16 protein-coding genes are annotated in these 20,465 nt (G+C 67.5%); 12 read left to right on the forward strand and 4 right to left on the reverse strand.

Annotation, left to right across the window (positions count from 1 at the left end):
- Positions 1-10: 10 nt before the first annotated feature.
- From X946_RS23020 to X946_RS23030, 3 genes are all read right to left on the reverse strand, one after another.
- Positions 11-1,540: a CoA-acylating methylmalonate-semialdehyde dehydrogenase gene (locus X946_RS23020; protein WP_038752551.1), complete on the reverse strand. Its 1,530-nt coding sequence runs from the start codon at positions 1,538-1,540 to the stop codon at positions 11-13.
- Positions 1,541-1,618: 78 nt separating this feature from the next.
- Entirely contained in the window at positions 1,619-3,322 is a 1,704-nt protein-coding gene (locus X946_RS23025; RefSeq protein WP_038752554.1) for an AMP-binding protein, read from the reverse strand.
- Between the two features lie 109 nt (positions 3,323-3,431).
- On the reverse strand, positions 3,432-4,565 hold the full coding sequence (locus tag X946_RS23030; protein ID WP_038752556.1) for an acyl-CoA dehydrogenase family protein: 1,134 nt from the start codon (positions 4,563-4,565) through the stop codon (positions 3,432-3,434).
- 162 nt (positions 4,566-4,727) lie between these two features.
- On the opposite strand from X946_RS23030, the gene X946_RS23035 reads away from it, so the two are divergent.
- From X946_RS23035 to phnY, 10 genes are all read left to right on the forward strand, one after another.
- On the forward strand, positions 4,728-5,792 hold the full coding sequence (locus X946_RS23035) for an AraC family transcriptional regulator (protein ID WP_038752558.1): 1,065 nt from the start codon (positions 4,728-4,730) through the stop codon (positions 5,790-5,792).
- 77 nt (positions 5,793-5,869) lie between these two features.
- Entirely contained in the window at positions 5,870-7,360 is a 1,491-nt protein-coding gene (locus X946_RS23040) for an NfeD family protein (protein WP_038752561.1), read from the forward strand.
- Positions 7,357-8,127, forward strand: coding sequence for a slipin family protein (locus X946_RS23045; RefSeq protein ID WP_038752564.1), 771 nt, complete (start codon positions 7,357-7,359; stop codon positions 8,125-8,127). Before X946_RS23040 ends, X946_RS23045 begins: the two co-directional genes overlap by 4 nt.
- A 458-nt stretch (positions 8,128-8,585) precedes the next feature.
- Complete coding sequence (locus X946_RS23050; protein WP_038752566.1) at positions 8,586-9,473, forward strand: M24 family metallopeptidase; 888 nt, start codon at positions 8,586-8,588, stop codon at positions 9,471-9,473.
- Positions 9,474-9,522: 49 nt separating this feature from the next.
- Positions 9,523-11,313, forward strand: a complete 1,791-nt coding sequence (locus X946_RS23055; protein WP_038752569.1) for an SDR family oxidoreductase — start codon at positions 9,523-9,525, stop codon at positions 11,311-11,313.
- Positions 11,314-11,349: 36 nt separating this feature from the next.
- Positions 11,350-12,258, forward strand: coding sequence for a metal-dependent hydrolase (locus X946_RS23060; RefSeq protein WP_038752706.1), 909 nt, complete (start codon positions 11,350-11,352; stop codon positions 12,256-12,258).
- A 618-nt stretch (positions 12,259-12,876) separates the two neighbouring features.
- The gene (aepX, locus tag X946_RS23065; RefSeq protein WP_038752572.1) at positions 12,877-13,788 is read left to right on the forward strand and encodes a phosphoenolpyruvate mutase; all 912 of its coding nucleotides are present in this window, start codon (positions 12,877-12,879) and stop codon (positions 13,786-13,788) included.
- Positions 13,789-13,790: 2 nt separating this feature from the next.
- Positions 13,791-15,005 (forward strand): phosphonopyruvate decarboxylase, encoded by a 1,215-nt coding sequence (gene aepY / locus X946_RS23070; RefSeq protein WP_038752575.1) that lies wholly within the window; start codon positions 13,791-13,793, stop codon positions 15,003-15,005.
- Positions 14,941-15,819 (forward strand): TauD/TfdA dioxygenase family protein, encoded by an 879-nt coding sequence (locus tag X946_RS23075; RefSeq protein ID WP_081989974.1) that lies wholly within the window; start codon positions 14,941-14,943, stop codon positions 15,817-15,819. Before aepY ends, X946_RS23075 begins: the two co-directional genes overlap by 65 nt.
- A 37-nt stretch (positions 15,820-15,856) precedes the next feature.
- Positions 15,857-17,329 (forward strand): phosphonoacetaldehyde dehydrogenase, encoded by a 1,473-nt coding sequence (gene phnY, locus X946_RS23080; RefSeq protein ID WP_038752581.1) that lies wholly within the window; start codon positions 15,857-15,859, stop codon positions 17,327-17,329.
- 29 nt (positions 17,330-17,358) lie between these two features.
- Here phnY and X946_RS23085 read toward each other — a convergent pair whose 3' ends face one another.
- Positions 17,359-18,240 carry a LysR substrate-binding domain-containing protein gene (locus tag X946_RS23085; protein ID WP_038752584.1) on the reverse strand — a complete coding sequence of 294 codons (882 nt, stop codon included), beginning with the start codon at positions 18,238-18,240 and terminating at the stop codon, positions 17,359-17,361.
- A 116-nt stretch (positions 18,241-18,356) separates the two neighbouring features.
- Here X946_RS23085 and X946_RS23090 point away from each other — a divergent pair, with 116 nt between their 5' ends.
- Together X946_RS23090 and X946_RS23095 are read left to right on the forward strand one after the other, a co-directional pair.
- Positions 18,357-19,082, forward strand: a complete 726-nt coding sequence (locus X946_RS23090) for a sulfite exporter TauE/SafE family protein (protein WP_038752587.1) — start codon at positions 18,357-18,359, stop codon at positions 19,080-19,082.
- 660 nt (positions 19,083-19,742) lie between these two features.
- Complete coding sequence (locus X946_RS23095; protein WP_038752589.1) at positions 19,743-20,129, forward strand: DUF2917 domain-containing protein; 387 nt, start codon at positions 19,743-19,745, stop codon at positions 20,127-20,129.
- The last annotated feature ends 336 nt before the right edge of the window (positions 20,130-20,465 follow it).

Raw genomic sequence — 20,465 nt, forward strand, 5'->3', positions numbered from 1 at the left:
GCCTCCCCGATCAGTGCAAGCGAATCGTCGTGTTGACGGCGCCCGCCGTCGCGTCGTCGTCGAACCAGCGCGCGGTGACGGTCTTCGTCTGCGTGTAGAACTGCACGACCTGCTTGCCGTACGGCCCGAGATCGCCGAGCTTCGAGCCGCGCGAGCCCGTGAAGCTGAAGAACGGCACCGGCACCGGAATCGGAATGTTGATGCCGACCTGGCCGATGTCGATGTCGCTCTGGAACTTGCGCGCCGCCGCGCCGCTTTGCGTGAAGAGGCCCACGCCGTTGCCGAACGGATTCGCGTTGACGAGCGCGATCGCCTCGTCGAGCGTGTCGACCGACATCACGCACAGCACCGGGCCGAAGATCTCGTGCGTGTAGATCGACATCTCCGGCGTCACGTCGGCGAAGACCGTCGGGCCGATGAAGTTGCCGTGCGGATAGCCGTCGACGCTCACTTCTCGGCCGTCGAGCGCGAGCGTCGCGCCTTCCTTCTCGCCGGTTTCGATGAGGCCGAGAATCCGCTGCTTCGCCGCGCGCGATACGACGGGGCCGACGTCGGTGCCGGCTTCCGCGCCCGCGTTGACCTTCAGCGTCTTCGCCTTCGCGACGATGTCGGGCAGCCAGTCGCGCGCCGCGCCGACGAGCACCGCGACCGACGTCGCCATGCAGCGCTGGCCCGCCGCGCCGAACGCCGCGCCGACGAGCGCGTTGACCGTCTGCTCGCGGTTCGCGTCGGGCAGGATCACCGCGTGGTTCTTCGCGCCCATCATCGACTGCACGCGCTTGCCGTGCTCGCTGCCGAGCCGGTACACGTGCGTGCCGACGGCCGTCGAGCCGACGAACGAGATCGCCTTCACGAGCGGATGGGTGCACAGCGCGTCGACGACTTCCTTGCCGCCGTGCACGACGTTGAGCACGCCCTTCGGCACGCCCGCCTCGATCGCGAGCTCGACGAGCTGCATCGTCGACAGCGGGTCCTGCTCGGAAGGCTTCAGCACGAACGTATTGCCGCAGACGATCGCCATCGGGAACATCCACAGCGGAATCATCGCCGGGAAGTTGAACGGCGTGATGCCGACGCACACGCCGAGCGGCTGGCGCAGCGAGTAGGTGTCCACGCCGCCCGCGACGTTCTCGGCGAATTCGCCCAATTGCAGCGAGCCGACCGAGCATGCGTGCTCGACGACCTCGAGGCCGCGAAACACGTCGCCTTCGGCGTCGGGCAGCGTCTTGCCCTGCTCGGCCGTCAACGTCTTCGCGATCTGCGGCAGGTTCGCGCGCACGAGCTCCTGGAACTTCAGCATGATCCGCATCCGCGCGGAAAGCGGCGTGTTCTTCCACTTCGCGAACGCGGCCTGCGCTGCCTCGACGGCCGCGTCGACTTCGGCGGCCGTCGCGAACGGCACGCGCGCAAGCAGCTCCTGCGTCGCCGGATTGACGATGTCGCGCCACTCGGTCGCGTGGGATTCGACGAATTCGCCGGCGATCAACAGCTTCACAGTCGGCACGTGATGTCCCTTCTGGGACGACGGAGTTGCGTTCATCGTGAGATTCTCCTGGCTATGGCCGGCGGCGCGTCGCGCGCGCCGCCGGCCGGTTGATGCGAAGCGGCATGACGGGCGTCACTTGCCCTCGGCCGCGAAATCCTCTTCCCAATACTCGCCGGGCATCCGGCTCGACGCGTCGCCGCCGCGCTCCAGCTCGAGGCGGCGCAATTCGACGCGTCGGATCTTGCCGGAGATCGTCTTCGGCAGCTCGGCGAACTGCAACCTCCGAATCCGCTTGTACGGCGCGAGCCGCTCGCGCGAGAAGCGGAAGATGTCGCGCGCGAGCGCCTCGCTCGGCTCGTAGCCCGCGCGCAGCGTGATGAACGTCTTCGGCACCGACAGCCTCACCGGGTCCGGGCTCGGCACGACGGCCGCCTCGGCGATCGCCTCGTGCTCGATCAGCACGCTTTCGAGCTCGAACGGGCTCAGCCGGTAATCGGACGACTTGAACACGTCGTCCGCGCGGCCGACGTAGACGAAGTAGCCGTCGTCGCGGCGCAGCGCGACGTCGGACGTGCGGTAGTGGCCGTCGCGCATCGCGTGCGCGGTCGCCTCCGGATTGTTCGCGTAGCCCTTCATCAGGCCGACCGGACGCTCGACGCCCGGGCCCACCGGCAGCGCGACCTCGCCTTCGCTCGCGGGGGCGCCGTCCGGATCGAGCAGCGCGATCGCGTAGCCCGGCATCGGCCGGCCCATCGCGCCCGGCACGACCGGCTGCCCCGGCGAGTTGCCGATGAGGCAGGTGGTTTCGGTCTGCCCGTAGCCGTCGCGAATCGTCACGCCCCACGCCTTCTTCACGCGCTCGATGATCTCCGGATTGAGCGGCTCGCCCGCGCCGACGATCTCGCGCAGCTTCACCGCGAACGTCGCGAGCGGCTGCTGGACGAGCATCCGCCAGACGGTCGGCGGCGCGCACATCGTCGTCACCTGATATTTGACGAGCGCATCGAGCACGACCTTCGGCTCGAAGCGCGCATAGTTGAACGCGAACACGCACGCCTGCGCGTTCCACGGCGCGTAGAAGCAGCTCCACGCGTGCTTCGCCCAGCCGGGCGAGCTGATGTTCCAGTGGACGTCGCCCGGCTGCAGGCCGACCCAGTACATCGTCGACAGGCTGCCGACCGGATACGTGCGGTGCGTGTGCTCGACGAGCTTCGGCTTCGACGTCGTGCCCGACGTGAAATACAGCAGCATCGGATCGCTCGCGTGCGTGCGCCCGTCGGGCGTGAAGTCCGCGGGGGCCGCGTAGCCGTCGGCGAGCGGAAGCCACCCCGCGCGCGGCGCGCCCGCGACGATCTTCGTCACGTCAAGCCCCGGCTGCTCGAACTTCGCGGCTTCGTTCTCGTCGACGATCGCATAGCGCGCGCCGCCGATCTGCACGCGCTCGCGCACGTCGTCGGCGGACAGCTGCGTCGTCGCGGGCAGCACCACCGCGCCGAGCTTCATCGCCGCGAGCATCGTGTCCCACAGCTCGACGCGGTTCGGCAGCATCAGCAGAATGCGCTCGCCGCGCGCAACGCCGATGCCGCGCAGCCAGTTCGCGATCCGCGCGGAGCGCTCCGACATCTGCGCGAACGTGTACTGCGCGCCGTCGCCCGTCGCGGCGTCGACGATCCACAGCGCCGGGCGGTCGTTGCCGCGCGCGATCGCGTCGAAGTAGTCGAGCGCCCAGTTGAATTCGTCGAGCGCCGGCCACTTGAAATCGCGATATGCGCTCTCGTAGTCGGTGCGGTGGCGCAGCAGGAAATCGCGTGCGTCGAGAAACGCCTGTGCCGTCATCGTGTCGTCTCCTGTCGATCGGAGTCGGCGCTTTGGCGCTTACTCCGATCCCATGCAAAGCCATCCATGTTGCGCGAGTGCCTCTTCGCGGTGATTCGCGCGGCGGCGCTCAGAGCTGCCGCGCGATCACCATTCTTTGCACTTCGCTGGTCCCCTCGTAGATCTGCGTGATCCGCGCATCGCGGTAATGGCGCTCGACCTCGTAGTCGACGAGGAAACCGTAGCCGCCGTGGATCTGGATCGCGTCCGAGCACACCGCCTCGGCCATCTCGGACGCGAAGAGCTTCGCCTGCGACGCTTCGGACAGGCACGGCAGGCCCGCCGTGCGCAGCCGCGCCGCGTGATGCGTGAGAAGGCGCGCGGCGTTGATCTGCGTCGCCATGTTCGCGAGCTTCTCGGCGATCGCCTGATGCTCGGCGATCGGCTTGCCGAACTGGACCCGCTCGCGCGCATAGCGGCGCGCGCGATCGAACGCGGCGCGCGCGATGCCGATCGCCTGCGCGGCGATGCCGATGCGCCCGCCCTCGAGATTCGACAGCGCGATCTTCAGCCCCTCGCCGCGCTTGCCGAGCAGATTCTCCTGCGGAATTGCGCAGTTCTCGAGCGTGATCGCGCAGGTGTCCGACGCGCGGATGCCCATCTTCTTCTCGGGCTTGCCGACGATGAAGCCCGGCGTGTCGGCCGGCACGACGAATGCGGACAGCCCGCGCTTGCCTTCGTCCGGATCGGTCATGGCAAAAACGATCGTGAGGCCCGCGCGCGCGCCGTTCGTGACGAACTGCTTGCTGCCGTTCAGTATCCACTTGCCGTCGCGCAGCTCCGCGCGCGTGCGCAGGTTGTGCGCCTCGGAACCCGCGTGCGGCTCGGTGAGGCTGAACGCGCCGATCGTCTTGCCGGTCGCGAGATCGCGCAGCCAGCGCTCTTTCTGCTCCTGCGTGCCGTAATTCAGCACCGGCCCGCAGCCAACCGAGTTGTGCACGCTCACGAGCGTCGCGCACGACGCGCAGCCGGCCGCGATCTCTTCGAGCGCGAGCGCATAGGCGACGTAGTCGGTGTACGATCCGCCCCAGTCGGCGGGCACGATCATGCCGAGAAAGCCGAGCTCGCCCATCTGCGCGACGACCTCGTCGGGCAGATGCGATTCGCGGTCCCACTGCGCGGCGTTCGGCGCGAGCGCCTCGGCGGAGAAGGCGCGCGCGGCGTCGAGGATCATCCGTTGATCTTCGGTGTAGAGATCGTCCATTGCTGTGTGTCTCCCGGGCGGCCAGCCGCGTCGTCGCGCGGCGCGCCTCGTTCGTTTTGTCTCGATAAGTCAAGTGTAGGCAACGCGCGGATTCTGTTCGATGCTCGCTTCGCTCAATTACACTGATCGTTTTTGCCATACCGCGCCACGGCACGCCCTGCGATGAAGCACGAAGAGAAGAAAGGCACCGTTTCGATCGCGCTCGTCGAGTCGAGCCTCGCGCTGTCGCGCCGGCGCGGCGTCGACGACGCGCCGCTCCTCGCGCAGGCGGGCATTGCCGCCGCGCTGCTCGCGCAGCCGAACGCGCGCGTGTCCGCGCGGCAATACGGCGCGCTGTGGAACGCGATCGCGCGCGCGCTCGACGACGAGTTCTTCGGCCAGGATTCGCATCCGATGCGCTGCGGCAGCTTCATCGCGATGAGCCAGGCGGCGCTCTCCGCGCACAACGGGCTGCGCGCGCTCGCGCGTGCGGTCAACTTCATGCACTGCGTGCTCGACGATCTGCACGCCGAGATCGACGCGAACGCCGAGCGCGTGCGGCTGCGTTTCGTGCATCGCAACAACGCGAACGCGCCGGCGATGTTCGCGTACGCAACCTATTTCATCATCGTCTACGGGCTCACGTGCTGGCTGATCGGGCGGCGCATTCCGCTGCTGCACGCGAGCTTTCGGTGCGGCGAGCCGCTCGCCGTCCACGAATATCAGCTGATGTTCTGCGACGACATGCGCTTCGATCAGTCCGATTCGTACGTCGATTTCGATCCGGCGTTCGCCGCGCTGCCCGTCGTGCAGACGGCGAAGACGCTGAAGCCGTTCCTGCGCGACGCGCCCGCGAGCTTCATCGTGAAGTATCGCAATCCGCACGCGTTCGGCGAGCGCGTGCGCGCGACGCTGCGCGGGCTGCCGCCCGCCGCGTGGCCGACCTCGCACGCGCTCGCCGCGCGGCTGCACGTCGCCGAGGCGACGCTGCGGCGCAAGCTGAAGCAGGAGGGCCTTTCGTATCAGTCGATCAAGGACGCGCTGCGCCGCGATCTCGCGTGCGAGGCGCTCGCCGATCCGGCCCGCACCGTCGCCGACGTCGCGGCGGCGGCGGGCTTCGCCGAGCCGAGCGCGTTCTACCGCGCGTTCCGCAAGTGGCGCGGAATGAGCCCCGCCGACTACCGCGACGCCGCACTCGCCGCGCGCGCCGCCGCTTCGCGCTTTCGCCGGAAACCGCCTACTCTTTAAACACCGGGCGCACGCCCTTCTCACGGCCCGGCTGCGGCGCCGCACCATGCGGCCGCGCGCCGCCGGCCGACACCGCGATGCAAACGCCCCACCCTTCGCCGCGCCCGCCGCCCAGGCACGGCAGGCTTCCCGCGCGGCTCGCGCGCGCGGCCGTGCTGGTCGGCCTGCTGCTCGCCTGCGCGGCCGCCGCCGCGACGCGCGAGCCCGTCGTCGTGATTCCGGTCACGGGCGCGATCGGGCCCGCGAGCGCCGACTTCATCGTCCGCGGCCTCGAGCGAGCCGCGCGCGAACACGCGCAGCTCGCGATCCTCCAGCTCGACACGCCGGGCGGCCTCGACACGTCGATGCGGCAGATCATCAAGGCGATCGTCGGCTCGGGCGTGCCCGTCGCCGCGTTCGTCGCGCCGGGCGGCGCGCGCGCGGCGAGCGCCGGCACCTACATCGTCTATGCGAGCCACATCGCGGCGATGGCGCCCGGCACGAATCTCGGCGCGGCGTCGCCCGTGCAGTTCGGCGTCGGCGGCCCGGCGCCGCCCGCCGCGCGGCGCGAGCCCGGCGCCGCATCCGGCGCGGCCGCGACCGACGCCGAGTCGACCGAATCCCGCAAGGCGCTGCACGACGCGGCCGCATACATCCGCAGTCTCGCGCAACTGCGAGGCCGCAACGTCGAATGGGCGGAGCGCGCGGTGCGCGAAGCGGTGAGCCTGCCCGCGAACGACGCGCTCGCGCAGCACGTCGTCGACCTGATCGCGAACGATCCGGCCGATCTCGCCGCGAAGCTCGACGGCCGCAAGATCGTCACCGCGACGGGCACGCACCGGCTCGACACCGCGCAGGCGCCGATCGAGACGATCGAGCCCGACTGGCGCAGCCGCCTGCTCGCGACGATCGCCGATCCGAGCGTCGCGCTCGTGCTCGTCACGCTGGGGATGTACGGAATCTTCTTCGAATTCGCGAATCCGGGCTTCGTGCTGCCGGGCGTCGCGGGCGCGATCAGCCTGCTCGTCGGCCTGTTCGCGCTGCAATTGCTGCCGATCAACTACGCGGGCCTCGCGCTCGTGATGCTCGGCATCGCGTTCCTGATCGCCGAGGCATTCCTGCCGACTTTCGGCACGCTCGGCGTCGGCGGCATCGTCGCGTTCGCGATCGGCGCGCTGATGCTGATCGACACCGACGTGCCCGGCTACGGCGTGCCGTGGCCCGTGATCGTCTCGCTGGCGGCCTCGGGCGCGATCCTCGTGTTCGGCGTGTCGGGCTTCGCGCTGCGCGCGCGGCGGCGGCCCGTCGTCACGGGCGCGGAGGCGATCGTCGGCAGCGTCGGCGAAGTGCTCGACGACGGGCTCGTCCCCGATCAGCCGCCCGAAATCGGCCCGAGCGCCGATCCGGCCGCACCGCTCGCGCCGTCCGCGGCCGGCTGGGCGCGCGTGCACGGCGAGCGCTGGCGCGTCGCGAGCGCGACGCCGATCGCAGCCGGCCGCCGCGTGCGCGTGACGGGCCGCAACGGCCTCACGCTGACCGTCGCCCCGCTGTACGACAACACCGCCCCACCACAAGGAGAACAATCATGATGGGCTTCACGTTCGGCTTCAGCAGCCTGCTGTTCGTATTCGCGCTGTTCGTGATCGCGTCGGCGATCCGCATCTTCCGGGAATACGAGCGCGGCGTCGTGTTCCTGCTCGGGCGCTTCTGGAAGGTCAAGGGGCCGGGCCTCGTGCTGATCATCCCGGTCGTCCAGCAAGTGGTGCGGATCGACCTGCGCACCGTCGTGTTCGACGTGCCCGCGCAAGACGTGATCACGCGCGACAACGTGTCGGTGAAGGTGAGCGCTGTCGTGTATTTCCGCGTCGTCGATCCGGAAAAGGCGGTGATCCAGGTTCAGCGCTACTTCGACGCGACGAGCCAGCTCGCGCAGACGACGCTGCGCTCCGTGCTCGGCAAGCACGAGCTCGACGCGCTCCTCGCCGAGCGCGAGCAATTGAACGCCGACATCCAGAAGACGCTCGACGCGCAGACGGACGCGTGGGGGATCAAGGTATCGGTGGTGGAGATCAAGCACGTCGACCTGAACGAGACGATGATCCGCGCGATCGCGCGGCAGGCCGAGGCCGAGCGCGAGCGGCGCGCGAAGGTGATCCACGCGGAAGGCGAGCTGCAGGCGTCCGAGCAGTTGCTGAAGGCCGCGCAGCGGCTCGCGCTGCAGCCGCAGGCGATGCAGCTGCGTTATCTGCAGACGCTCACGACGATCGCCGCCGACAAGAACTCGACGATCGTCTTTCCGTTGCCGATCGACCTGCTCAGTTCGGTGCTTGAACGCTTCGGCGGCGCACCGCGGTAATCCGTTGTGCCCGTCGCGGGCTGCCCCGTCGCGGCCCGCCGTTCGCCGCCTGGCGTCCGCCGTCGGCCGCGCCGTCCGCCGTCCGCTGTCCGCTGTCCGCTGTCTGCCGTCTGCCCATCCGCCATCCGCCGATCGTCCGATCCGCCGGCTCGATGATTCGATGATTCGGCCGCCCGCCGGCCCGACCGCTCACTCGCCGGCCGTTCGTCCGGCAGATCGCTCCCCATTTCAACTTCCGTTTCGACGCCCATTTCACCCCGTAGCGGCCCACGCCGCGCCGCCGCGCTTTTCGCCGACGAATTAGGAGAAGTACTCATCACAAACGCACGCTCGCGCGCGGTCAGTTGCTATAAGATCCTTACATTGATCAATGTCACATTTGCTGACGCAGCGCAATGACGGCACGCATCCGCGGCCGGCATCGCCGTTCAGAACGACGAAGAAAGGGAGACGACGCCATGGCCGAGCATCCGCTGCCGGAAATCCATATCGAAGAGCTGGACCAGTTCCGCTCCGTCCAGCAGCTCGCGTACCGCTGCGTCGAGACGGTCGGCGACATGCTGTACCCCGGCATCACCGAGAAGCAGGCTGCGAAGCTGATGATCGAATGGGCGCAGGACCACGGCGTGCACGACTGGCTGCACAAGCCGTTCGCGTGGTTCGGCGATCGCACCGCGTTCGAGGGCTTCTCGGGACTGAAGCACCTGGGCGGCTTCAACCTCGCATTCTTCCCGAGCAACCGCACGCTCGAGCCCGACATGCCGGTGATCCTCGACGTCGCGCCCGTCGTCGACGGAATCGTCGCCGACGTCGGCTACGCAACCTGTCTCGGCCACAACCCGGTCCTCGAGCAACTGCAGGACGACCTGATCGCGCACCGCGAGATGATCGTGAAGCTCGTCAAGGAGCGCCGCACGCTCGCCGAAGTCGCGCAGGAAGTCGACGCGCTGTGCCGCCGCCAGGGCGTCGAGCCGCGCCACAAGGCGTATCCGTTCAAGGTGCTCGCGCATCGCGTCGCGAAGCTGCACAAGCTGTCGAAGCCGCGTTTCGTCGCGCGCTTCGGCCTCAACTCGACGCGCAACCTGCTGCTCGAGCAAACGCGCGCGGGCAAGGAACAGGGCTGGTCGCCGCTGTGGTCGATCGACGCGCGCTCCGATCACGCGCCGACGCCCGGCCTCTGGGCGGTCGAGCCGCATCTCGGCTTCGCCGGCGTCGGCGCGAAATTCGAGGAGTTGCTCGTCATCACCGACGACGACGCGTACTGGCTCGACGACGACCTGCCGCACGTGCGCCGCTGGCACGCGCGCGAGGCGAGCAAGCAGCTTGCGCAAGAACAGGCCGCGTGACCGGATTCGCCGCGCGCCCTCCTTTCCGACAACAAGACAAGACATCACGATGCAGCCTCTTTCCGACGAAGCGCCGCTCGCGCTGTTCGAATCGGTTCACGCCGAAACCGCCGTTCCGGCCGGCGACGTCACGCTCGCCGCGAAGACCTGGGGCGACGCGTCGCGTCCCGCCGTCGTGCTCGTGCACGGCTACCCCGACAGCAGCAGCGTCTGGCACCGCGTCGCGCCGCTGCTTGCGAAGTCTTACTACGTGATCGCGTACGACGTGCGCGGCGCGGGCCTGTCGACGAAACCCGCGCGCACGGCCGACTACCGGCTCGAGCGGCTCGTCGACGATTTCGTCGCGGTGATCGACGCGCTCGCGCCGAAGCGCGCGGTCCACGTGATAGGCCACGACTGGGGCTCGATTCAGGGCTGGGAGTTCGTCACCGAGCCGCGGCTCGCGGGGCGCATCCTGTCGTACACGTCGTGCTCCGGGCCGAATCTCGACCACGTCGGCTACTGGCTGCGCCAGCAGCTCGCGCGTCCGTCGCCCGCATCGATCAAGCGTCTCGGCGGCCAGCTCGTGCGCTCGTGGTACGTGTATCTGTTCCATCTGCCGTTCATCCCCGAGCTCAATTGGCGTCTGTGGCTCGGCCGCGCGTGGCCTTCGCTGATGCGCCGGCTCGAGCGCACCGACGTCGGCCCGCGCCCGACGCAGACCGAGGACGGCGTGAACGGCGTGCGCCTCTATCGCGCGAACTTCATCCGCCGCGTGTTCGCGCCGCGCGAGCGCTACGCGCACGCGCCCGTGCAGGTCGTCGTGCCGCTGCGCGACAAGTTCGTGAGCCCCGCGCTGTCGGCCGACATCGCGCGCTGGGTGCCGGCCTATTACCGCCGCGAAGTGGCCGAGCGGCACTGGCTGCCGATGTCCGAACCCGAACGCTTCGCCGCGCTCGCGCAGGAGCTGATCGAAGCGGTCGAGACGGGCGCGGAGCCGCCCGCGCTCGCGCTTGCGCGCCGCGCGAGCGGCACCGGGCCGTTCGTCGGCAAACGCGTCGTGATCACGGGCGCGGGCAGCGGCATCGGCCGCTGCGCGGCCGTCGAATTCGCGAAGCAAGGCGCGTCGATCGTCGCCGTCGACATCGACGAGCAGGCGGCCGAGCGCACCGCGCTCCTCGTGCGCCTGCTCGGCGTCGAGGCGCACGTGCGGCGCGTCGACGTCGGCTCGGCCGACGACATGGAAGCGCTCGCGAACTGGGTCGGCGACGAGCTGGGCGGCGCGGACATCGTCGTCAACAACGCGGGCATCGGCATGGCGGGCGGCATTCTCGACACGTCGGCCGCGCACTGGGAGCGCATCCTGCGCGTGAACCTGTGGGGCGTGATCCACGGCTCGCGCCTGTTCGCGAAGCAGATGGCCGCGCGCGGCGCGGGCGGCCACATCCTCAACACGGCGTCGGCGGCCGCGTTCGGCCCGTCGCGCGACCTGCCCGCCTACGCAACGACAAAGGCCGCGGTGCTGATGCTCAGCGAATGCATGCGCGCCGAGCTCGCGGATCACGGCATCGGCGTGACGGCCGTGTGCCCCGGCTTCGCCGAGACCGGCATCATGGCGTCGACCCAGTACGCGGGCGCGAAGAGCGCGCAGGACGAAGCGCGGCTGCGCAAGCGCGCGACGAAGCTTTATCAGATGCGCGGCCTGAAGCCGGAGACGGTCGCGAAGGCGATGGTCGACGGCGTGCTGCAGAACAAGGCGGTCGTCGCGATCGGCGCGGAGGCGCACGCGATGCGTTTCGTCGGGCGCTTCACGCCGTGGCTCGGCCGGATGATCGCCCGCATCAGCATGGCGTCGCATTGAGCGGCGAAGCCGCCCCGACCGTTGGAGGAGACATCGATGAATGCCCCGGAAAATCACTACCTGATTAAAGCGCGCCACGTCAAATTCGATTTCGCCAAGACACCGATCCAGTGGATCGAAGGCGATCCCGAAAGCACGCACATCATCAACACGCTGAACCTGCTGTTCCCGGAAGGCGAGCTGTGGTTCTGCCGCGTGTACAACAAGGCGCTGCCCCTCATCACCGATCCGGCGCTGCACGCGGACGCCGACGGCTTCCTGCGTCAGGAAGCCGTGCATTCGCGCTCGCACGGCAGCGTGCTCAAGCACTACTACGAGCGGCATGGGATCGACACCAAACCGTTCACGCAGCGGATCAACTGGCTCTTCACGAAGGTACTGGGCGAACGCCCGCTCGGCCTGAAGATCGGCCACACGCGCTTCTGGCTGCGCCAGCAGCTCGCGGTGATCGCATCGCTCGAGCACTTCTTCGGCTATCTCGGCAACTGGGTGCTGAACGCGCGTGGGCTCGACGACGGCCGCGCCGATCCGACGGTCGTCGATCTGCTGCGCTGGCACGGTGCGGAGGAAGTCGAGCACCGGGCCGTGGCGTTCGACATTTACCAGCATCTCGGCGGCCACTATGTCGAGCGCGCGGTCCACATGACGTTCGTGATCCTGGTGCTGCTCTACTTCATCACGTCGGGCGCGAAGTACATGTACGAGCGCGATCCGAGCACCGGCCGCTATCCGGGCTTCGTGCTGTCGTGGTGGCGCGGGTCGCGCCGCGGCCATCTGCCGTCGTTCTGGAAGACGATCGGCGCGGCGCTGCGCTATTACCGGCCGAGCTACACGCCGCACGGCGAAGGCTCCACCGAGGTCGCGCTCGCATATCTCGCGCGCTCGCCAGCGGCGCAGGCCGCCGCGCACGGCGGCAACTGGGGAACGGGGAAGGCAGCGCCCTGACGCGACGGCGGACGGGCACCGTGCGAGCACGCGCGGGGCCCGATTCAATTCACTTTGTGTGCCCGCGTGTCGTCCGCTTCGCCGGCGCAGCACTCGTCGCTTCAGTTCAGCGGCGTCTCGGCCGCTCGCATCACCGCCTGGCCGGGTCGTCGCGCTTCGCCGGCTTGCCGTACTTCTCGCCTTCTCGCCTTCTCGCCTTTGAGCCTTTGAGCCTTCCGGCGCATCGAACGACGCACGTACCCACCTTGCTCGATTCGTGTCGCGCCGCGGCCGCCGCCCGCAGTCGCCGCGCATGCCACCGGAACCTGCGCCATTGGACAACCTCGGCACCTCGCGCTCGCCGCGCCGTGCCGCGCCGCGCCGCCTTTCGATCCATTCGCCCCGCGCCATCCCGGCACACCTGGAAAACGCCTGTGCGCGCCGAGCCCCATGCCGCCGATGCCGAAAACGGAATGAACGCGCCGCTTGTTGCCGTCTCCGTCGATCCGTACATTCGCGGCACGCACGCGTGACTTTATTTCACGGAAGCCGGTTTGACATTGTCATCCAATCTTCATAAACAATAACAATGACCCCGAACTTAAATTATTAAATTGCTTCATTTACAAGGAGCAAATCGTGCCGATAAGAGAATTAATAAGCGCGCCGATTACCAACGAACAAAGACGTCGATCATTTCGGGACAAACTGGCGGCCGGCCGCGCGCTGCGCTTCATCGAAAGCCACAGTCCGATTTCCGCAATGATCAGCGAGAAGGTTTACGTGGCGGACGGTGCCACGCAATCCGAGTTCGACGGCTTCTGGTCGAGCTCGCTGACCGACTCGACGCTGCGTGGCCGACCCGACATCGAGATCCTGGACATCGCGAGCCGGCTGCCGAACGTCCAGCACATTTTCGATGTCACGACCAAGCCGCTCATCATCGACGGCGACACGGGCGGCAAGCCCGAACACTTCGCGCTGAATGTCCAGTCTCTGGAACGATCCGGCGTGTCGGCGGTGATTATCGAAGACAAAACGGGGTTGAAGAAAAATTCGCTGCTCGGCAACGACGTGATTCAACACCAGGAATCGATCGACGACTTCTGCGAAAAGATTCGCGTCGGCAAAGCGGCGCAGATCACCGACGATTTTCAGATCATCGCCCGCGTCGAAAGCCTGATTCTCGACAAGGGCATGCCGGACGCGCTCGAACGCGCGGCCGCCTACTGCGAAGCCGGCGCCGACGGCATCATGATCCACAGCCGGAAGAAGGACGCGGACGAAGTCGTCGAATTCGCGCAGCGGTTTCGCGCGCTCGGCCACGACGCGTATCTCGTCTGCGTTCCGACGAGCTTCAATGCGATCTCGTTCGGCGAGCTCGCGCGGCACTTCAGCGTCGTCATCTACGCGAATCATCTGTTGCGCGCCGCTTATCCGGCGATGCTGGCGGTCGCGGAAGGCATCCTCGCGCACGGCCGCACGCTCGAAATCGAGGAGCGCTGCCTGCCTGTCAATGAAATCCTGAAGCTCATTCCGGGAACCGCCTGACCATGAAATCGGAAGACCTGATCGGCATACTGACCGATGCCGGCGTCGACCTCGCGGCCGGCGTTCCGGATTCCTTATTGAAATCGTTCTGCGGTCGCTTGAACGATCCGGATTGTCCGCTTCGTCACATCGTCGCGAGCAGCGAGGGGGCCGCGATCGGCATCGCGATCGGCCACCATCTCGCGACGGGCCGCATGCCGGCCGTCTACATGCAGAACTCCGGCATCGGCAATGCGATCAATCCGCTCGTGTCGCTCGCGGATCGCGCGGTGTACGGCATTCCGCTCGTGCTGATCGTCGGCTGGCGCGCGGAAATCGCGGCGGACGGCTCGCAAGCGCACGACGAGCCGCAGCACGCGACGCAGGGCCGCATCACGCTGCCGCTGCTCGACGCACTGTCGATCCGTCATCTCGTGTTGAACCGCGCGTACGACGATGACGCGGCGATCGCGCGGCTGATCGATGACGCGCGGCGCACGTCGCAGCCCGTCGCACTCGTCGCGCGCAAGGATACGTTCGACGATGCGCCCGCCCACCGGACGAACGTCGCACACGCGCAGCTCGGCAAAATGACGCGCGAACGCGCGATCGAGCTGATCGTCGAGCATGCGGGCGACGCGACGGCGATCGTGTCGACGACGGGCGTCGCGTCGCGCGAGCTCTATGAGCTGCGCGAACGGCTCGGCCAGTCGCACGCGCGCGATTTCCTGACGGTCGGCGGCATGGGCCACGCGTCGCAGATCGCGGTCGGCATCGCGCTCGCCCGCCCACGACAACAGGTGATCTGCATCGACGGAGACGGCGCGCTGCTGATGCATATGGGCGGCCTCGCGTACTGCGCAAGCGCGCCGAACCTCGTGCACGTCGTCATCAACAACGGCGTCCACGATTCCGTCGGCGGACAGCGCACGCTCGCCGCGCAGTTGCGGCTTTCGCACATCGCGGCATCGTGCGGCTACGCGTTCGCCCGGACCGTCGCGACGCCGATCGAGCTGGAGAGCGCGCTTCATCACGCAAGCCTCCTGGACGGCAGCGCGTTCATCGAAGTGACGTGCCGGCCAGGCTATCGAAGCGATCTCGGCAGGCCGCGCACGTCGCCCGCCGAGAACAAGCGCGGTTTCATGGCGTTCCTATCCCACAACGGAGCAACACATGATCGAAACGACCACGCGCAGGAAAGTGGCGTACAGGACGCTGTCCAGTGCGCTCGGCAGTGAGGTGTACGGCTTCGACACGCCGTTCCCTAACGATTCCGACGCCGTTCGGACGCTGATCGACGCGTGGCATGCGGGCGGCATCTGCCGGCTTCGCCAGCAGCGGCTCGGCATGGCGGAGTTCGTCGAGTTCAGCCGGATCTTCGGCAAGCCCGAACGCGCGCTGAACCAAGAGCAGAAGCTGACGTCGCGCGACGATCTGCCCGAGCTGATGATCGTGTCGAACATCTTGGAGAACGGCGTGTCGATCGGGCATCTCGGCTCGAAGGAAGCGTACTGGCACACCGACATGTGCTACACCGACGTGCCGCCCATCGCGAGCATCCTGTATGCGATCGAGGTTCCCGCGCATGGCGGCAACACCGAGTTCATGAACATGTACAGCGTCCACGACGCGCTGCCCGCGTCGCTGCGCAAACGGGTCGCCGGCCTGTCGATCAAGCACGATCGCAGCTACACCGCGGTCGGCGAGCTGCGCTACGGGTTCGACTCCGTCGTCGACGTGACCGCCTGCCCCGGCTCGGTCCATCCGATCGTGCGCGTCCATCCGGTCACGCAGCGGCCGTATCTGTATCTCGGGCGCCGATTGAACGCGTACGTCGTGGGCCTGCCCGTCGACGAATCGGAAGCGCTCCTCGACGAACTGTGGCGCTACACCCGGCTCGACGGCATCACCTGGACGCAGCGATGGGAAGTCGGCGACATCATGATCTGGGACAACCGCTGCACCATGCATCGGCGCGATGCGTTCGACGAGCATGCGCGGCGCCTGATGTGGCGCACGCAAATCGAGGCCGATCCCGCGCGGCCGCTGTAGCACCCGCGCATCCGACACGAACGATTGCGAGGCCCAATTGACCGCTCATCGCACCGCCGCTTTCGACCGCGTCGCGCGCGCGCTCGGCGCCCGTGGCAAAACGTCGTCCGGCACGACGCTCATCGTCAGCAATCCGTACAATCGCGAAACGATCGCCGAACTGCCGCTTAACGACGGCGACGACGCGCGGCGCAAACTGCAGGCCGCCGCGCGTTTCAGGAGCACGCTCAGCCGCCACGACCGCATCGCCGTGTTCGAAAAGGCAATCGCGTTGCTCGCGGCCGAAAAGCGCGACGCGTCGATCCTCGTCACGCTCGAATCGGGCCTGTGCCGCAAGGACACGATGTACGAGATCGACCGCGTGATCAACGTGCTGCGCGCGGCGATCGTCGAGCTGAACCGAGACGACAGCCAGACATTCTCGTGCGACAACACGTCGAGCGCCGACAAGCGCAAGATCTTCACCGTTCGCGAGCCGCTGCGCGGCGTCGTCGCCGCGATCACGCCGTTCAACCACCCGATGAACCAGGTCGCGCACAAGATCTGTCCGGCGATCGCGTCGAACAACCGCGTCGTGCTGAAGCCGTCGGACAAGACGCCGCTGTCGGCGCTGTACCTGCTCGATCTGTTTCGCGAGGCCGGATTGCCGGAACCGATGTTCGACGTCGTGATCGGCGAGCCGGACGTGGTCGGCTCCGAACTCGTTCGCAACGAGCATGTCGAACTCGTCGCGTTCACCGGCAGCGTCGCGGTCGGCAAGCGGATCGCCGAGATGGCCGGCTATCGGCGCGCGATCCTCGAGCTCGGCGGCAACGATCCGCTGATCGTGATGGAGGACGCCGACCTCGACCGCGCCGCGCGACTCGCCGCCAGGGGCTCCTACAAGAATTCCGGTCAGCGCTGCACCGCGGTCAAGCGCATCCTTGTCGAGCGATCCGTCGCGGGCAAGTTCATCGAACTGCTCGTCGAACACAGCCGAAGCTGGAAAACCGGCGATCCGATGGACGAGCACGTCGACATCGGCACGCTGATCGACGATGCGGCCGCGACCGAATGCGCGCGACGCGTCGACGAGGCGGCAGACGCCGGCGCACGCGTGTTGTTCGGCCATCGCCGCGACGGCGCCGCCTATGCGCCGACCGTGCTCGACCGCATCGATCCGGCGCTGCGGCTCGTCCAAGAGGAGACGTTCGGCCCCGTGTCGCCCGTGATCACGTTCTCTGGCGTCGACGAAGCAATCGCGATCGCGAACGGCACGCGATACGGATTGTCATCGGGCGTGTGCACGAACCGGTTCGACTACATCATGCATTTGATCGCCCATCTCGATGTCGGCACCGTCAACGTGTGGGAGGTGCCGGGCTTCCGGATGGAAAGCACGCCGTTCGGCGGCGTCAAGGATTCAGGGCTCGGCAGCAAGGAAGGCATGCAGGAGGCGATCAAGAACTTCACGAACCTGAAGACCTATTCGCTGCCGTGGGGCCCGCTCGCGCAACCCGATGCGGCATGAAGGAACGGGCATGCGCGATGCGGCGCGCGTCAGCCGGCAGCCGCCGCCGCGAGCCAGTCCTCGAACTTGCGATGCAGCGCGGTCTTCTGAATGCCGATCGGCGTGACCACATAGTAATCGTGCGGCGCCACCCGGATGTCGCCGAACGGCGCGACGATCCTGCCGCTCGCGAAATCGCGGCTCAGCGTGACGACCGGCCCGATGCCGACGCCGAGATCGTCGACGATGCCCTGGAACGTCACATGAAAATGATCGAAGCGCTGCCGCCTCGTGAAGCGGTTCGCGTCCAGTTTCGCCGCAGCGAACCAGTCGTCCCAGTGGCGCGGGCGCGTTTCGGTTTCGAGGATCGTATGGCGCGCGAGATCCTCGAGACGATCGAGCGGCACGCGGCTCAGCAGCGACGGCGATGCGACGACCGTGTGATGATCGCTGAGAAAGCGGATCGCCGATTGGGGATTGAAGACCTGATCGTCGCGTCTTATCGCGACATCGCAATTCCCGCCGCTCGGCTGTTGCTGCGTCGTGACGGTCAACACCTGCACCATCGCGTCCGGATGCGCGTCGCGAAACGCCGCGAGACGGGGAATCAGCCAGCGCATGCCGAACGTCGTCGGCACGCTGATGCGCAGCACTTGCCGCGCGCTGCCCTTGCCGTAGCGCTGAACGATGTCCGTCAGCGCGTCAAGCGCGCCGCCGAGCTCCTGCGCGAACGCTCGCGCATGCACGGACGGGACCATCCGCTGACCGTCCTTCTCGAAGAGGCTCGTGCCGAGCCACGATTCCAGCGTCTGAATCTGGCGGCTGACCGCGCTGTGCGTGACGCACAGCTCGTCGGCTGCCGCCGTGAAGCTTCCCGCGCGGCACGCGACCAAAAACGTTCGGATTGCCGCCAATGGGGGGAGTGCCGACATGGCTCGTACTTTATGTCACGGATGCGTGAAATTTTAGCACTGTGCCCGACTTGCCGATTGACTACGATGCAAGATCGTCCCCAATCCGGAGGTCGACTGGTCGAAGAGGATTTTCAATGACTGCTTATGCGATCGTATTGCTGATCGGCGTCGTCGCGGGCGTCGTCAGCGGCGTCATCGGAACCGGTGCGTCGATCATGCTGCTGCCGCCGCTCGTGTTCTATTTCGGTCCGAAGCAGGCCGTGCCGATCATGGCGATCGCCGCCGTGCTGGGCAACGTCTCGCGCGCGTACGTGTGGCGCCGCGACATCGCATGGAAAGCGTTCTTCGCCTATTCGATCGCCGCCGCGCCGGCCGCCATGCTCGGCGCGCGGACGCTGTGGGTGCTCAAGCCGCAATGGGTCGACTGCGCGCTCGGCGTGTTCTTCCTGTCGATGATCCCATACCGATACGTAGCAAGCCGAAACGAATTTTCATTGTCGGCGTGGCAGTTGTCCGCAGCGGGCGCGGTCGTCGGCTATCTGACCGGCATCGTGTTCTCCACCGGCCCGCTGACGCTGCCGATCTTCTCCGCCTACGGGCTGCTCAAGGGCGGCCTGCTTGCAACCGAAGCAGCGGCGTCGCTCGTCGTCTATGCGAGCAAGCTTGCCGCGTTCGGGCAGCTTGGCGGCCTGCCGCTCGACGTGGTGATCAAGGGCACGCTCGTCGGCGCATCGCTATCCGCGGGCATCTCGATCGGCAAGGCGGTCACGCTGCGCCTGTCGACGAGCGCGTTCCACCGGCTGCTCGATCTCGTGATGCTGTCGGCCGGCACGACGCTGCTGTGGGGCGCTATGCGCTGATTCGAAGCCCGTGCGTCAGCCGGACCGAATAGCCGCTGCGCGCTCGGCGCGCCACGTGCCATTCGCGTTTGCGGCGAAGCCACGTTGCCGATTCGGCAACGATCCGGCAACGATCCGTTTGCGGCTCGCGCTGCCGTCGCGGAGTCGAACGACTCGCCGTGCGCCGGTCCGCTCGATTCCGCGATACGGCACACGCGATCGCTTCACGTGGCCTCGCATTGCGCCACCGATCTGATGTCGACATCCCCCTTTCGACGACTCGGCGCCCGCGCCAGTCCGGCCGTGACGCGAACCACGCTGCCGCGGCGCAACGGATTCGTTCCGCCCTACTGAGGACCGCGCGCCGCGGCGGCATGCGCGCCGGCTGGCATCGTCGTCGCGAACGCCGCGTCGCGCCGGCGAACACGGCAATCGCGCTTGCCACAATATTTTCGTTGACAAGCCAACGAAGGATGACGAAACTCATCGACATGGATACGCGCCTGCACATCGCCATCGTAAATGCCCACCCGCCAATGAACGCCCGTTGTGGCGTGTCACCGGGGGCGCTCGCGCGTTAGCTATCCGCAACATCGGATGTCAAGAGGCCCCCGCCGGAAACGGTTGGGGCCTTTTTCATTGCGCTGCGCTCCTTCCGCCGGCTCTATTCAGGAGAAGACGATGGACCAGGCAAGCCGGTTGTTATTTCGTCCCGATTCGACGCGGCACGACGGATATGACGCGATCCAGCTGCCGCGCATGACGCTTCACTTCGCGCTCGAGCCGCGCGCGATGATGACGTGGCTTGCGCGCAGCCACACCGAGATCCGCGTGCTGAGCTCGCGCGTCTGGCTCACGCGCTCGTACAGCGTCGACGACTACTGGCTGCAGCCGGGTGACGTGCTGCACGTGCCGCGCGGCGAGCGCATCTGGCTCAGCGCCGACGGGCCGTCCGCCGCGGAGGTCTCACTGACGACGGCGTACGCGCGCCGGCGCGGCTGGATCGGCGGCATGATCGACGGGCTGCTCGACATCGCGGCGGATCTGACCAGTCCGCGCCCGCGTTGACGCGTCGTGCGAGCAGACGCAGAGGCATGCCGCGCCGGCTCGACGCGACAAACGCCGTTGTGAACCGTTTGGCGTCTGTTGCTTCGCGCGATGAAGCGAAGCAACGGACGCCTCGCGAAAGCGACGGTGAAGCTCACCGTCGCGTCGCATAAATTTCGCGCAGTCGCGTCGGCTTCTATCATCAGGACCGCTATGCATTTCGAAGCCGAGAGAAGCGAAATCAACAAGCGGCCGATCGATGCCGGTACCGCGTGACGCAACTTCGCCCGTCGCCCGCGTCGGTCGAATACCGTCGGCCGTGCGTCGTCATCGGATGCATCGGATCGGAGCGCTCAC

This window comes from Burkholderia sp. ABCPW 111 (assembly GCF_000773065.1).
Lineage (GTDB): Bacteria > Pseudomonadota > Gammaproteobacteria > Burkholderiales > Burkholderiaceae > Burkholderia > Burkholderia savannae.

Coding starts and splice junctions, on each gene's coding strand:
- X946_RS23020 (WP_038752551.1), bottom strand. CDS start 1,540: ATGAACGCAACTCCGTCGTCCCAGAAGGGACATCACGTGCCGACTGTG.
- X946_RS23025 (WP_038752554.1), bottom strand. CDS start 3,322: ATGACGGCACAGGCGTTTCTCGACGCACGCGATTTCCTGCTGCGCCAC.
- X946_RS23030 (WP_038752556.1), bottom strand. CDS start 4,565: ATGGACGATCTCTACACCGAAGATCAACGGATGATCCTCGACGCCGCG.
- X946_RS23035 (WP_038752558.1), top strand. CDS start 4,728: ATGAAGCACGAAGAGAAGAAAGGCACCGTTTCGATCGCGCTCGTCGAG.
- X946_RS23040 (WP_038752561.1), top strand. CDS start 5,870: ATGCAAACGCCCCACCCTTCGCCGCGCCCGCCGCCCAGGCACGGCAGG.
- X946_RS23045 (WP_038752564.1), top strand. CDS start 7,357: ATGATGGGCTTCACGTTCGGCTTCAGCAGCCTGCTGTTCGTATTCGCG.
- X946_RS23050 (WP_038752566.1), top strand. CDS start 8,586: ATGGCCGAGCATCCGCTGCCGGAAATCCATATCGAAGAGCTGGACCAG.
- X946_RS23055 (WP_038752569.1), top strand. CDS start 9,523: ATGCAGCCTCTTTCCGACGAAGCGCCGCTCGCGCTGTTCGAATCGGTT.
- X946_RS23060 (WP_038752706.1), top strand. CDS start 11,350: ATGAATGCCCCGGAAAATCACTACCTGATTAAAGCGCGCCACGTCAAA.
- aepY (WP_038752575.1), top strand. CDS start 13,791: ATGAAATCGGAAGACCTGATCGGCATACTGACCGATGCCGGCGTCGAC.
- X946_RS23075 (WP_081989974.1), top strand. CDS start 14,941: ATGATCGAAACGACCACGCGCAGGAAAGTGGCGTACAGGACGCTGTCC.
- X946_RS23085 (WP_038752584.1), bottom strand. CDS start 18,240: ATGTCGGCACTCCCCCCATTGGCGGCAATCCGAACGTTTTTGGTCGCG.
- X946_RS23090 (WP_038752587.1), top strand. CDS start 18,357: ATGACTGCTTATGCGATCGTATTGCTGATCGGCGTCGTCGCGGGCGTC.
- X946_RS23095 (WP_038752589.1), top strand. CDS start 19,743: ATGGACCAGGCAAGCCGGTTGTTATTTCGTCCCGATTCGACGCGGCAC.